Consider the following 13,244-nt stretch of genomic DNA (forward strand, 5'->3'; position numbering starts at 1 on the left):
GGCCCGTGATGCACCAGCGGCGGGCGAAGGCGTGCACCCGCCGAAACGGTGGGAAGTCCCTGTGCACGTTCGCCCACTTCACCCCGTTGTCGACCGGCAACAGGGTCTCTCCCGATGCTCGGATGTCTTCGCAACCCCGAACTACCGAGGGACCCTGCCTTCACGCTTCGAAGCTGGCACGATCCCCCCATCAGGAACCTCGTTCGAACTGACAACCCTGGTGACCGATAAGCGAAGCCTTCTTAGACCAGCCACTTCCCATCGCGCATCAGGGTCCGTCCGGCCATCTCGGGAACCGTGCCCCACGCCTGCAGCACCTGCGGGGTGACCTGGAAGAAGACGTACGAGGGGTGGTCCTCGCGAGGGTCCCAGCCATCCTTGGCGGCGAAGGCGTCGCCCACCTCGGCCGGAAGCTCCTCGCGGGTCAGCGTGCGCGCGGTGCCGTGGACCAGGACCACGTCCCGGCTATGACCGAAGCAGAGCCGGACCCGGCCCGAGGCACACAGGTTGCGCCCGGTCGGGTTGGTGTCGCGGGTGGACAGCCACACCGTCTCGCCATCCCACCAGAAGGCCAGCGGAACGAGGCACGGCTCGCCGGTGGCGTCGGCCGTGGCGACCCATACGTCGTTGTCCCCCGCGAGCCGTTCAAGCGCCTCGCGCTTGCGCTGCTCCGGGCTACGGGGTCCGCTGGGCTGAGAATCAACTGCCGTCATGTGGGGAGGCTACGGCGTGAGCCGCTCAGTCACATCCGGCCGCGGAACTAGGTCGCAAGACGGAGGATCGCCCTCGTACCGGGCGTACTCGAATAAACCGACAACGCAGCAGCGGGCGTGCCGGACGGGACTCTCGATGCACGCCCTAACGCCTGCTCGCGGCTACCGCAACAATTCCACTCAGGACGCCGAGTGCCACACACAACGGTGAGTACAGAAAAGTGTTCAACCGCTGGAATTCGATGGCGGCTCCGGAGTTCATGAAGTATCCGCCCAGGCCGCGGGCGAGCAGAACCACCGTCAGGCCGTACATACCCACCAGCCGCAGCCATCCCGGGCCGATCCCCGGGATGGACTCATTGACCATGAGGGTGAGCACAGCGCCACCGATCAGTGCCAGACCCACCAGAACGGTGCTCGGTACCGGAGGCATCTTGTCGTCATCGACGCCGCCAATTGTCCTGGAAAACGTCACCGCATCGCTCATCGGCCAGGGGGAGAACGCCCAGATGAAGTGCAACAGGCCAATTGCCACGAGGACAATCGTCAACGCCGTGGGGACCACAGTGCGGACCATACTCAGTGCTCCAATCCCGTGTCGATGCGTGCGGATTTAAGGGCTGTCCCGCAAATGATTTCTGCTGCGCTGGGTTCCTCCGTCACCCGGTGAGGCAGAGGTTGTGCAGACGGACGATTCCGTGCAGGGCGTGGTGAACGCCGTCGCTGCCCAGCCCTGCGTTCGCCCGCACAGACGGAGAGGTCTCCCGGCTCGCTTGGTCTGCGGCGACGGAACATCAGACAGGTCGGCGGCGCTTGTAGTAGGCGTAGGTCAGGGCCAGCACGATCGGTCCCCACAGCATGACCGGGCTGACGCACACGCGTGCGAGCAGCTTCCACCACCCGTTGGTGAAGGCAGCCTCGTGAAAACCCAGTAGCCCAAACCAAGCGCGCGGCATGGGGTCCCACAATGCGACCAGACCGAGGCCGCCCAGGGTCGCCGGAATGACCGCGGCGAGCGGCGGTACCCGCCGGCCGCCGAGGAACGGAACCCAGCGCGGGAAGACCTCGCCCCAACTGCTGACCAGGCCCATGGTGAGCAGGGCCAGCGCCTCCGTGAGCACGCTCAGGCCCACAATGTATGCCGGACCCCACCAGGGAAACGGCGGGGCCGCCGGGTCGACGGTGCCCATCTGGAAGTTGACGCCGAACGGCAGCCGCCGCAGGCAGTGCAGTAGCAGGACGACTGGCAGGGCCATGGCCAGTCGCAGAGCCCCAGAGGGGGACCGGGCGCTCGGTGTCGCCCAGAGACAGCTTGATCGGCATGGCTCCCACCGTTGCCGAACCTCAACGACAGTGCGTCGACCTCACGGACGATCACGATCCCCCGTGAGAGCTACCCCTCGATCGTCCTGGCGGCTGATGGTCGACGGAACCCGAGCGCCCCTCTCAGAGATCAGTTACGGGACAGCTCTTGGCATGGCAACAACCCTTCCTTCCAGGGCAGTTGACCCCTCGCGCGCGAGACCTATGCGGTCAGATGCAGTCAGAGCACCAGTACGGACACGCTCACGCACGACTGCGACAACAGGTCTCCGGAAGCTCGACCTCACTCGCATCGCCGAGCTACTAGTACTCCAGCTGTAGATCGTGATCTTCATGTGGTCGCCACTGTCTGGCGTCACCAGCGGGCGACGAGCGTCTCCTCCTTACCCCGGTTGCGGTACAGCCAGGTGGTCCCCGGCGCGGTGGCCCCGGTCAGATAGCCGACGATGGGTTCCCGCTGCGTTGCGCTGTCCAGCTCGCCGAGCAGCTTCAGGGCGTCGGGCAGGGGGAAGAAGGCGGCCTGTTTGATGTCGTCGTCCTCCGGCGCGAGGTCCCCCGACCACTCGTCGATCTCGAAGGCAGCGGCCAACGCCGAAGGGTGCCGCTCGGAGTCGATGTGCATGACGAAAGCGGTCCGTACCGGGTCGCCCACCAGCAGCCCGGTCTCTTCGAGTTGTGTGGACTGGCGAAGAGACGGTGGCCGCAGGTCAGAGCATAAATCGAGAACTCCCAGGTTGCCGTATACCTCGTCTACTCAGGCGAGCGCGGGCACGCGGCGGTGGACCGGGAGTTGTATGTTCCGCACTCGTGGACCTCGGATCCGGATCGCTGCCGGGCGGCGGGGCTGCCCCGGAAGGGCGGCCGGCGATGTGATGACGTCGCCGGGACCACAGGTCGGCGACGACATGATCGTCGACCTCGCCCTGGCCGTCCTCAACGGCGCACGGGCGGAGCATCTCCTCGTCCGCGACGAAGACGGGCGGTGTGCGGGCCTGATCACCCGTTCGCAGATGACAGCCCACCGGCATGACGTCTGGTACGCCGAGGAGACCCGGTTGCGGGACATCGTCTACGACCGCGGGCTCTTCACGTCACCAGCGATGTCGGTACGCGACGCGGAACGTGCCATGCGCCGGCGTGCGCTGTGCGCCTCACCCGTGATCGATGAGGACGGACACGCACTGGGAGTCCTCGTCCTCAGCCGTTGACCACTCTCCCGCCCGGCCGGCGATCCGTTCCGGCGTCTCCTCAACCCTGTAGAGGCACTATGCGCTGCGTCATCGCCCGATTCCCCTTCGAGCTGGTCAAGACCGAGGTGCAGGACAATAACCCCCCTGGAGGCAGCGTCGGCCCTACTGGGAAATCCGCCCCGACCCTGACACACCCCCGACCGTCCAGAGCCCGAGGCATCCCCCTCCGCACGACCGCACCGCACCGCCCCGGACCCGGGACGGTGCGGCACCACCGCGAGCGGTCAGTCCGCGACGCCGTAGTACTGCGCGAGGAAGCCGGTCACGGTCTCCGCGTGCGGGATCAGGTCCGGCAGATGGGCGTCGAGGGCCGTGCGGACGGCCGCGGAGAGTTCCGGCAGGCCGGTGGCCGCGGCTTTGACGTACGGGTCGAGGCGGCGGATCAGTTCGTAGTTGCTCTCCACGTCGAGCCCGCGCATCGCCTGTTCCAGCGGTGCGGCGTCGGCGGCGGGTACCGCGGGCAGCAGACGGCTGACGAAGGTGACACGGTGCATGACGCGCCAGCACGGCGGCTTGCGGTCGGTCTGGCGGGCCTGGCGCAGGGCGGCCGCGTTGGGGTCGGTGGCGTTGGCCAACCAGGTGGGGTCGACGACCTTGTGGAAGAAGGTGTCGAAGTGCTCTGTGTCCTCCCCGAGGTAGAAGCTGAGGAACCGGTAGGCGTCCACCTTGCCCGGGGCGTTGACCGGCTTCCCGTCGGCGTCGAAGACGGGCTTGCGGTGGGCGTCGTACTGCTGGAGGTTGCCCGAAGGCGCGCACTGGACGGCCAGCCCGAAGGAGCGGGTGGCCTCCTTGCCGCGGGCCCGGGTGGTGGTCATGCCACCGCCGATGGACGCGTCGAGCTGGGCGTTGATGCCCACGCCCATGACCTCAAAAGAGGTGCCGACCGAGGCGCCCACCGAGCCGGAGAACGCGTACGAACCGGAGGTCGTCTCGCTCACGACGTCCGTGGTCTCCGTGGTCTCGGCGAAGAAGCCGCCGTCCGCCGTCCAGACATAGGTGTTGACCAGGTCACGGCGTGAGAACCCGTCGCCGGTGGTGTTTTTGGCCGTGTCACGGTGGTGGCCGGGTGCGGTGTCGCCGCCGATCGCGGTGCCCAGCACGCGCCCGGCCCGTTCCGCGGTGGGGTCGGGGGTGTGGGTCTCGGTGGAGACGGACTCGTAGTAGCTGCGCAGCCGTTGCTGATCGCGCTGGATGCGGCGCTTGATCGCGTACGCCTCGCGGGGCTTGTAGTAGCTGTACTCGCCGCGGCCGCGGGCGTCCGCGTAGTCGGGGTCGAGGACCTTGCCGCGTTCGTCGTAGCCGACCGCGCCGTCGAGGGTGCCCTGCTTGGTGTAGCGGGAGTTGATGGGGAAGGGGATGACGTTCCAGTCCTTGGGGATGTCGGGGTTGGGCTGGATCCGGTAGGCGACCAGGGCCCCGTTGTGGGCGAGGCGCAGCGCGAAGACGTCGGCGGTCTGGGACTGGACGAGGGCGAAGCCCATGTTGGCGGGCGCATAGCGGCGGCCGAGTGCCGGGTTGAGGGGCCGCAGTGGGTCCTCCCAGCTGCCGGCCAGCTCGACCTTCATGGCGCGGGTGGTGTTCTCGCCCTGTGAGACGGCGGTCTCCTCGGCCCAGCTGTTGGAGAACTCCAGGGTGCCGCGGACACCGGCCGAAATCTTCGCCTTGGCCATGGACTTGGCGACACCGAAGCCCAGTGGCGCGGCGATCATCCACATGTCGACGTCGACCTCGTTCGACAGCGCGAAGCCGAACGCCGCGTCGACGCTGCGCTCCTTGGCCGAGGAGAGCGAGTGCACCACCTCTTCGGCCTGTGTGAACTCCACCGACGCGACGCCGTCGTAGGTGGCCCGCTCGGGGTCGATGGTGTTGGGGGTGAGGTTCTCGGACGGCACCGGCGGCGCGCCCTCGACATAGCCGATGAGCTGCGGATCGAACTGCACCTGGCTGACCCACTCGCTGACCAGGTCGCCCACCTTGTACCCGGTGACCAGATGCCAGCGGCCGTCGCGCAGGTAACCGTAGGCCCGTTTGAGGACGCCGAAGGCCTCGCCCTTGGCGGTGTACTGCATATCCGCGTACTCGGCGACGGCCGGGGTGCCGGAGATCGCCTCGTGGAAGGGGGTGCGCATCGCGGCCAGTGCCGAGCGGACCTGTGCGGTGTCGCTGGAGACGGGCGCGGTCGACAGTACGGCCGTGGGGCGGGCCGGCGCGGCCGGGAGCGTCAGGTCGTTGCCGCGCAGGCCCTCGTCCCGTACGACACCGGCGCCCTCGTCGGTGGAGGCGCGGTCGAAGGACCAGTAGGCGATCAGGTCTTCCTTCTCGCCCTTGAGGCGGGTGAAGAGGTTGTCGAGGATCTGCTCCTGGGTGCGGGCGGTGCGCCAGATCCGCACCTCCTCCAGCACGCCGTGGAACGGCTGGGTCGCCTGGCCGTCCTTGAGCCGTGCGCCCAGCGCGAGCGCCTGGTCGCCGTAGTCGGCGAAGTCCGCCGCGTCGGTGGTCTCCAGCGGGTCGCAGGCCACGGAGACGCCGTTGCGATAGAGCCGGAAGGTGCTGCCGCGCGGGTCGGGGTTGCGCGTCCAGCGGGCGCCGCGCAGCCGGGCCGGGTGTGAGCCGGTGGTGTCGGCGGCGGTGTTGCCCGCGTTCTCCTCGCACGTCCAGTGCGCGGTCAGGCCGTGGTCGCGCGCCGATACCGGCGTGCCCAGCTGGGCGGCGTCCCGTGCGACGCCCCACAGCCGGATCTCGGAGACCACACCCGTGAAGGCGTGGGTCTGAAGCCCCTCGCGCGCCCGGCCGATGTCGAGCGTGCCGGAGTTGCCCTTGGCGCCGGGTCCCTCGTAGCGGGCGGTGCCGGCCTCGCGGCCGTCGATGAAGAAGCGGATGTCGTGCCACTCCTGGAGGCCGACCGACTCCACGAACTCGACGGTGCGGGTGACGGGCCTGCCGTCGGCGCCCGTGGTGGTGATCTCCTTGTCGCCCTTGCGTTCCTGCGTCGACCGGCCGCTCTTGCGGACGACGGCGAGGCGGTGGGACGTCCCCGCGCGGACGGCCTCGGTGGAGGTGAAGCGCACGAGCCGGCCGTCGGGCTCCTCGAAGCCGAACTCCAGCCGCCCATCGGCCATTACGAGCAGCCGGTACGGGACGCTGCCGCCGGCGCCGTCGGCCGCACGGCCCTTGGAGAGCAGGCCCTGGACCGTGCCGAGGGCCTCAGCACGGCAGAACACTTCGACGGTGAGGTCGCCGGCGATGTCGAGCGCGTCGTTGTCGGGCACCTCCAGGTACGCGCCGTCGGACAGCTCCACGGCCCACGACTGCTCGTAGGCGGCGGCGAGGTGGGTCCACTCGTGCGGGGAGAAGGTGGCGCGGGTGGCCACCAGCCGGTCACCGGCTCCGGCGACGATGCGGTACGCGGTCTCCGCGGTCCGTTCGAGCGCGGCGGGCGCGGTCGCGGTGGTGACGCCGCCGCGCAGGTAGACGTGCCGGTTCCGTCCGGAGCGGTCCAGGACGCCCGGCTTGTCGTTCACCCGGTCGAGCGGCTCGGCGCAGGGCCAGTAGCCCATCAGTCCGGACTCCTCGCCGGACAGCCGCCGGTTCTTCAGCTCCCGGACCTCCGCCGCGCTACGGGCGGTGCCCCAGAGCCGGACCTCGTCCATCTCCACGTGGGCGTAGTAGTCCACCCACCCGGCGAAGTGGCTGCCGAAGCTGAAGAGGCCGTCTCCCTGGTAGGTGCCGGACGCGACGCGCCTGGCCTCCTCGACGCCGTCCCGGTAGACCACCTGCTCCCGGGTGGCCGCGTCGAAGGCGCAGGCCCAGTGGTGCCAGTCGGTGTCGTCGTACCCGTAGTTGGTGGTGACGTCGTCACCGTAGAAGCCGAACCGGAAGGCGCTGGTCTCGGTGAAACCGATGTGCAGGGCGCCCCTGGTGCTGCCGTGCGACGTCCCGTGGCCGATGACGTACTGCACCTTGCCGTCCCACTTCGTCGTTCGGCGCGCCCAGAACTCCACCGTGAAGGACTGGTCGGCAAGGCTGAAGCCGCTCTCGGTCATGGCCACGCCGCTCTTGCCGTCGAAGGCCAGGGCGGGCACGTCGGGGGCGGTCGGGGCGAGCAGGCCCAGCGTGTACGGGACCTCGCCGGTACCGGCGTGGACGATCCTGGCGGCCCCGGACACCTGCTCGGGGTTGATCCACGCCTCCAGGGTCAGATCACAGGTCACCGCCGCCCGGTCCAGCTGCTGCTCGGGCAGGGTGACGACGTTCGCCTGGCCGTCGAAGGAGTACGCCCGGCCCGGGTTGTCCGCCCGCCATCGGCAACCGTACGCGGCGACCACGTCCGGTACCTCCCCGAGCGGGACCTCTTCTGCCGCTCCGGGTTCGGCGAGTACCAGCCGGGAGCCCGCGGAGAGCGGGACGCCGGGACGGCCGGCGGAGGCACAGCGGTGGTCGTAGCGCAACCGCTGGACCACCTCGCCGGGCTGCGGCTCGGGCCCGCCCTCACCGCCGTCGAGCCGGAGCGAGGTGACGCCGGGCGCGTGGTCGGCCTCCGTGAGGTAGAGATGACCGCCGACGGTGACGGGAGTACCGGCGGGCAGCGCGAACGGGAGGGCTTCGGCCAGCCGGAGGACACCGCCGACGACATCGCCGGCCCGGCCCCCGGACAGCAGTCTGGTGGTCGCGTCGAAGGACCGCACCGCACCCACCGGAACAGGCTGGTCCGGCACCCCGTTGACGATCGCTGAGAAGTCGGCGGCCCGGCGCGGCAGCCGCTTCCAGGTCTCGCTCTCCTCGCCGCGCTCGACGGTGAGGTCGCACAGCCCGGGCCCGTCACCCGCCGTGACCCGGATCCGTACCGCCGCCAAGCCGGTGCCGGCATCCTTGGCGGTGAAGGTGACCGCCGCGCCGTCGTCCGCCGTCAGCCGGCTGGTGGAGCGGACGACCGAGGTGTCGTAGTAGGCGGCGAAGAACTGCCCGTCGGTGCCGCGGAAGTACAGCACGACGTTTCCGGTGGCGCTGTCCAGCAGGTGCGGTCGGTCGGCCGATCGGGCGAAGGCCAGCAGGGCGCCGGAGCAGCTCAGACCGGTGCGGTCGAGGAAGAGTTGCGGGACGGGCAGCGCGATGTCGTCGGCGCCTTTGAGGCCGCCGGTGAGCCGGGCGAGCTCGTCGCGCTTGGCCGTCAGTTCGCTCTGGTGGGCGGCGATCTCGAGCCGGCGCCGCGCCAGCAGCTCGCCCTTCGAGCGGAGCTCGGCGAGCTGCCGGTCGAGTGCCTCCACGCGCTTGCCCGCGTCGCGGATGTCGGGATGGCCGAGGTCGTGGAGGGCGACCCGCTCGAAGGCGATCAGCCCCTCGCCGGATTCGGTGACCGGGGCGGTGTCGTACTGGACGACGCGGTCACCGAGCCGGTCGGGGGCGCAGACCGCCTTCTCGCTGTACCGGTTGACCAGCGTGCTGTAGCCGTCGCTGCGGTCGTAGATGCCGAAGAGGGTGTTCCAGTGGCCGGACAGCCGCCGGTACACGATCAGGGGGCCGTCGTTGTCCTGGCTCTCGCCGGAAACGTTCATGTCCTTGCCGGTGTGCAGATTCTGCAGGTGGTAGAGCATGGAGCCGTTCCAGGAGGAGCCCGGCGGCATCACGACGGCCCACAGCGCCGACTCGGCGTCCTTGTCGGAGGTCCGGATCAGCGGCGTCTCGTCACCGGACCGGTCGCCCTGCACGGCGAGGTACTGGGTCTGCCCGTCCCGGGGGTTCTTGAAGCGCAGCCGGCACGCCCAGCCGGTGATGTCCTGCGACCTGTTGTGGTACGCCTCGCGCAGGCGCTCCAGCTCGGGCACGTCGGCGGTCTGCCGGGTGAGGTCGGCGACCTCGGTCTCCTTGGCCGCGATGTCCTGGACCAGCTGCCGGATCCGGCCGTCCAGCTCGCTGATCGTCTCGACGTCGGCGCTGCCGTCGGGGGTGGCGAGCACGGGCAGCGTCAGCTCGTCCGGGATCTGTGCGAGCCGCCCGTCGCGCCCCACCCCGAAGTCGACCGTCGCCAGGTACGGCTCCTCGGTGTCCGCGCCGGTCTTCGGGTCGGGGCCGGACGTCGCGTACGAGAGCAGGACGCGGGCCTGGCGTTTGGCGGGTTTGGGCTGCCGGTCGTAGCCCGTGCTGGTCTCCTCCTGCTGGTGGTAGAGGACGGCGGAGAGCCCGGAGACGGCCTTCCGGCCGACGACGGCGAAGCTGTCCCGGCGCACGCCCGGGTGGTCGCCGATGGGGGCTTCGGACGTCACCCATGTGGGGCCGCCGACGAGTTCGCCGTGGCGGGCGTGGTCGGTCTGGTCGTGCAGGCGGGAGCCGGAGCCCTCGTCGAAGCGGTAGTACGCCACCAGGCCGGGATCGTTGCCGATGAGGCGGACGCCCTTGTCGTGCCTGAGCTCCTCGGTGGTACGGGCGCGGTCCCAGATCCGTACCTCGTCCAGCTCGGCGCCGGCACCGGCGAACCAGAGGGCCTTGCCCAGCAGCAGCGGGCCGGCTCCGCCGTACGGGCCGTCCGCGGTCCGGGTGCCCACGTCCTCACCGTCCCGGTAGACGGTCTGCCGGCGCGTCGCGTGCTCGAAGACGCAGGCCCAGTGGTGCCAGCCGGTGTCCTCGGTCCGTACGTCGGTGCTGAAGTCGTCGGCGTAGAAGGCGAAGGTGAAGCGGTTGTCCTCCCGGAAGCCGATGTGCAGGGAGTTGCGGGGACTGCCGGCGGCGTCGCCGTGCCCTACGAGGTACTCCTCACGTCCGGTCTCCGTACGCCGCGCCCAGAACTCGACGGTGAAGTCACGGCCGGCGAGCTCCGGCCCGTCGGCGACCCGGACATGGGCGTCGCCCTCGCCGAAGGAGAGCGCGGTCTCGGCGTGGCCCTCGGTGCTCACCACGGGGACCAGTGGCCGCCCGGTGAACGGGCAGGTGCCCGGGGCGCGTTCGTAGACGGCGTCGCGGTGGGCCGGGTCGGGGCTGGTCCACGCCTGGGTGCCCTGGAGGTTGAACAGACCGTCCCGGCCCTGCTCGACATTGAAGGAGTCGATCCGGCCGGTGGCATCGTTGTGCGCGAAGACCTGCCACCGCTGCTGTCCCTGTACGGCGGTGGGGACGAGCAGCGTGGTGAAGCGGCCGCCGGAGAGGCCGCGGACGAACGACAGCTTCTGCGTCGGCTCACGGAAGGGACGCCCCTCCATGTCCGTGGTCCCCAGGCTGTCCTTGGCCGAATCCGGGCGATCCTTGTGCCGGCTGCGCCGGTAGCGGGCCTCCAGAACCGGCTTCAACTCGCCGCCGACCAGCAGGAACCGGTCGCACAGCAGGGTGTCGGCGGCCAGCGGGACCTTCGCACCGTCGCGGTCCCTGACGTAGTCCGCACGCTCCGGTTCGCCGGACGATCCCCCGCCGGACAGCCGGTGCGCGGCGTCCGGGTGGTCCGCGGCGACGGACTGGCGCAGCACCACAATGTGGGTGCCGTCGGACAGGGCGTGGAAGGGGGCCGACGCGGTGAGCCTGGCCGTGGTGGATAAGAACGGGTCCACCTCGTCCTCGCCCAGCCGCTCGTCCGGCGCCGCCTCGACCCTGCCGCCCCTCTTGACCACCGGCAGCACGGTCGCGCCGGCCGCCGCGAAGCCCACATCGGTGATCTCGGACGGGAAGGGGAGCGGAAGGGGGTTCTCCGACCAGTACGCGGCGTCCAGTTCGCCCTTGGCCTCGTCATGGCGCGTCAGGTCGAGAACCGTGTAGACCAGGCGCCGTTGGTCGTCCATGGCCAACGCCACGGTGGTTCCCTGGTGCCGCACTGTGGTGGTGTGCAGGTAGGTGCGGTCGCTGTAGACCTTGAGCAGATGCTGTTCGCCGGACAAGGACAAGACGTCTCCTTGAAAGAATGTTCGGGCGAGAAAACCCTCGCTGACCTGCGTCGCTCCCCCTGGTGAGCGCAGCGATCACACGATTTACCGCGGCCTCGTCAGCGTCAAGGAGTGCATTTGGCCATGCCACCAGTGGATCCTCAACAAATCACTGGCCCGACGCTCCTTCTCCGGGAGACGGTGTCGAGGTTCGCCGGACGAAGCAGCGGAGTGGGGAGACATCATGAGCAGGGGCACTTTCACCGCAGGCCAGGGAGTGACCGTCCAGTTGGTGAAGGCCGGGAGCACCAAGCTGCGCTACCCGGCGGTCGTCGCGAGCGATGACGGTACCCACGCCGTCGTGCGCGCCCCATGGGGAAGGACGACGGTCCGTGACTTCGGGTTCGTACGGTTCGAGCCGGGTGATGTGTTCACCGAGCACTACTGGCGCGACCGCTGGTATGCCGTCAAGGAGGTACGGGCCGCCGACGGCACGCTCAAGGGCTGGTACTGCGATGCCGCCCGCCCGGCAGGTATCAGGTCGGACGGCATAGTCATCGAGGACCTCGAGCTCGACCTGTGGCTCTCTGCCGATGGAACGACCGTCCTGCGTCTGGACGAGGAGGAGTTCGCGGCGAGCGGCATCGAGAGCCACGATCCGGTTGCGGCATCCATGGCCCGGCGAGCCATGGACGAGTTGGAGACCTTTGCCAGGGCAGGAGGCTTTGCAGAGCTGCTCGGCTGATCACGTTCGAGGCGACCGGCTGTTCTGTGACCTCAAGCTGCCGCATGCGGTAACGCACCGTCTCCGGGTGGACCTTCAGGCATTTCGGTGTGTGGTGTTGCCGAGGGGGTCGGTGATCTGCAGGGGCCGGTCGTCGGTGTCGTAGGTGGTGCGGGTGGTGTTCCCGAGGGCGTCAGTGACCCTGATGACCTGGAGGCGGTTGTTGATGAGGTACCGGGTCGGGAAGCCCTCTCCGTTGGTGTGTGCGTGGTGATGCGGGGGTCTCTGCGGCCGCCGTCTGCCGGGTAATCCGACGTCTGGATCCGCTGGACCTTCCCGCCATAGCAGCCGGCACGACGGTCATCGCGGACGGCGCATACCTCGACACCGGACTGATCGTCCCGCACCGCAGAAGTGCCGGACGCCCCCTCCTGCGCGGCCAGGAGGAAGACGGCGGTAGCGCCCCGCTGCTCGGCGCGGGCCAGAGAGGATCTATCGGACATGCCGTACGGCCGTGGCGCGGGAGCGGCAGCACAGCGAGTGCCGATTACCGACGAGTCCCTTGCCTTCGGCAGGATGGTCACCATGACTGAGATCCGCACCCCCCGCCTCCTGCTCCGTCGCTGGCATGACGACGACATCGTGCCCATGGCCGACATCAACGCAGACCCTCGGGTCATGCGCTGGATCGACGACGGCTCGGTGCGCGACCTGGACCACACGGCAGAGGCCATCGAGCGATGGGAGGAGGAGTGGGAAGAGGAGGGCTTCGGGCTCTTCGCCGTCGAACTGCTGGCCTCGGGGGAACTGGCCGGTTTCACGGGGCTGCACGTGCCTGAGTTCCTGTCGGAGGTGGGGCCCGCCGTGGCGATCAGCTGGCGGCTCGGCTCACAGTTCTGGGGCCAGGGATACGCGTCCGAAGCCGCCCAGGCCACGCTGGAGTTCGCGCTCCAGGACCGTGGTCTCGACCACGTCATCAGCATCAGTCGAGTGGGGGACGATGCCTCCGAGAACGTCATCCGCAAGCTCGGCATGGTCCTGGAGCGCGAGATGGCCCACCCGGTGTACGGCTTTCCGCTGCGTGTTCACACCATCGACCTCACCGAGTACCAGGCATGAACCAGCCGAGCCGTCGGACCATCACGAGACGGCCGACTCCCGTCCATACGTCCGCGACCGCATTGGTCGCCACGGAGTAGGACGCCGAGACGAAAAGCACTGCTCTCTCATCGTGACCTGCGCCTTCACGGGACTGCGCCCAGGGCCTTGAATCTCCCCGCCCCCGGTGCTCGGGGGCGGGACAGACCTGCTCGCTGAGATTCCCCACCCATGGACCGCGAACCTGGGCCCACGCCTCAGACAGACTTCTGGCCGATCAGTCGGAGGCAATCGT

8 protein-coding genes and 2 pseudogenes are annotated in these 13,244 nt (G+C 69.3%); 5 read left to right on the plus strand and 5 right to left on the minus strand.

Features of this window, described 5'->3' with window-relative positions; genetic code table 11:
* Nucleotides 1-242 precede the first annotated feature (242 nt).
* The 4 genes from WAB15_RS01580 to WAB15_RS01595 all read right to left on the minus strand — a co-directional run bounded on the left by WAB15_RS01580 (nt 243) and on the right by WAB15_RS01595 (nt 2,658).
* Nucleotides 243-713 carry a pyridoxamine 5'-phosphate oxidase family protein gene (locus WAB15_RS01580; RefSeq protein WP_407284990.1) on the minus strand — a complete coding sequence of 157 codons (471 nt, stop codon included), beginning with the start codon at nt 711-713 and terminating at the stop codon, nt 243-245.
* Nucleotides 714-858: 145 nt separating this feature from the next.
* Nucleotides 859-1,248, minus strand: a complete 390-nt coding sequence (locus WAB15_RS01585; RefSeq protein ID WP_407284991.1) for a DUF3995 domain-containing protein — start codon at nt 1,246-1,248, stop codon at nt 859-861.
* Nucleotides 1,249-1,507: 259 nt separating this feature from the next.
* On the minus strand, nt 1,508-1,969 hold the full coding sequence (locus tag WAB15_RS01590) for a hypothetical protein (RefSeq protein WP_407284992.1): 462 nt from the start codon (nt 1,967-1,969) through the stop codon (nt 1,508-1,510).
* 422 nt (nt 1,970-2,391) lie between these two features.
* The gene (locus WAB15_RS01595) at nt 2,392-2,658 is read right to left on the minus strand and encodes a hypothetical protein (RefSeq protein ID WP_407284993.1); all 267 of its coding nucleotides are present in this window, start codon (nt 2,656-2,658) and stop codon (nt 2,392-2,394) included.
* 96 nt (nt 2,659-2,754) lie between these two features.
* On the opposite strand from WAB15_RS01595, the pseudogene WAB15_RS01600 reads away from it, so the two are divergent.
* Nucleotides 2,755-2,883: pseudogene (locus WAB15_RS01600) on the plus strand (IS701 family transposase); the annotation flags it as partial.
* A 25-nt stretch (nt 2,884-2,908) separates the two neighbouring features.
* Entirely contained in the window at nt 2,909-3,244 is a 336-nt protein-coding gene (locus WAB15_RS01605; RefSeq protein ID WP_407284994.1) for a CBS domain-containing protein, read from the plus strand.
* 266 nt (nt 3,245-3,510) lie between these two features.
* On the opposite strand, the gene WAB15_RS01610 is transcribed toward WAB15_RS01605, so the two are convergent.
* Nucleotides 3,511-11,142, minus strand: coding sequence for a LamG-like jellyroll fold domain-containing protein (locus tag WAB15_RS01610; RefSeq protein WP_407284995.1), 7,632 nt, complete (start codon nt 11,140-11,142; stop codon nt 3,511-3,513).
* Nucleotides 11,143-11,371: 229 nt separating this feature from the next.
* On the opposite strand from WAB15_RS01610, the gene WAB15_RS01615 reads away from it, so the two are divergent.
* From WAB15_RS01615 to WAB15_RS01625, 3 genes and pseudogenes are all read left to right on the plus strand, one after another.
* Nucleotides 11,372-11,872: a DUF402 domain-containing protein gene (locus WAB15_RS01615; RefSeq protein ID WP_407284996.1), complete on the plus strand. Its 501-nt coding sequence runs from the start codon at nt 11,372-11,374 to the stop codon at nt 11,870-11,872.
* A 308-nt stretch (nt 11,873-12,180) separates the two neighbouring features.
* Nucleotides 12,181-12,303, plus strand: a pseudogene (locus tag WAB15_RS01620) (IS5/IS1182 family transposase); the annotation flags it as partial.
* A 133-nt stretch (nt 12,304-12,436) separates the two neighbouring features.
* Nucleotides 12,437-12,970 carry a GNAT family N-acetyltransferase gene (locus WAB15_RS01625; protein WP_407284997.1) on the plus strand — a complete coding sequence of 178 codons (534 nt, stop codon included), beginning with the start codon at nt 12,437-12,439 and terminating at the stop codon, nt 12,968-12,970.
* Nucleotides 12,971-13,244: the final 274 nt, after the last annotated feature.

Origin of the sequence: Streptomyces sirii, from assembly GCF_045690365.1 — a bacterium.
Lineage (GTDB): Bacteria > Actinomycetota > Actinomycetes > Streptomycetales > Streptomycetaceae > Streptomyces > Streptomyces sirii.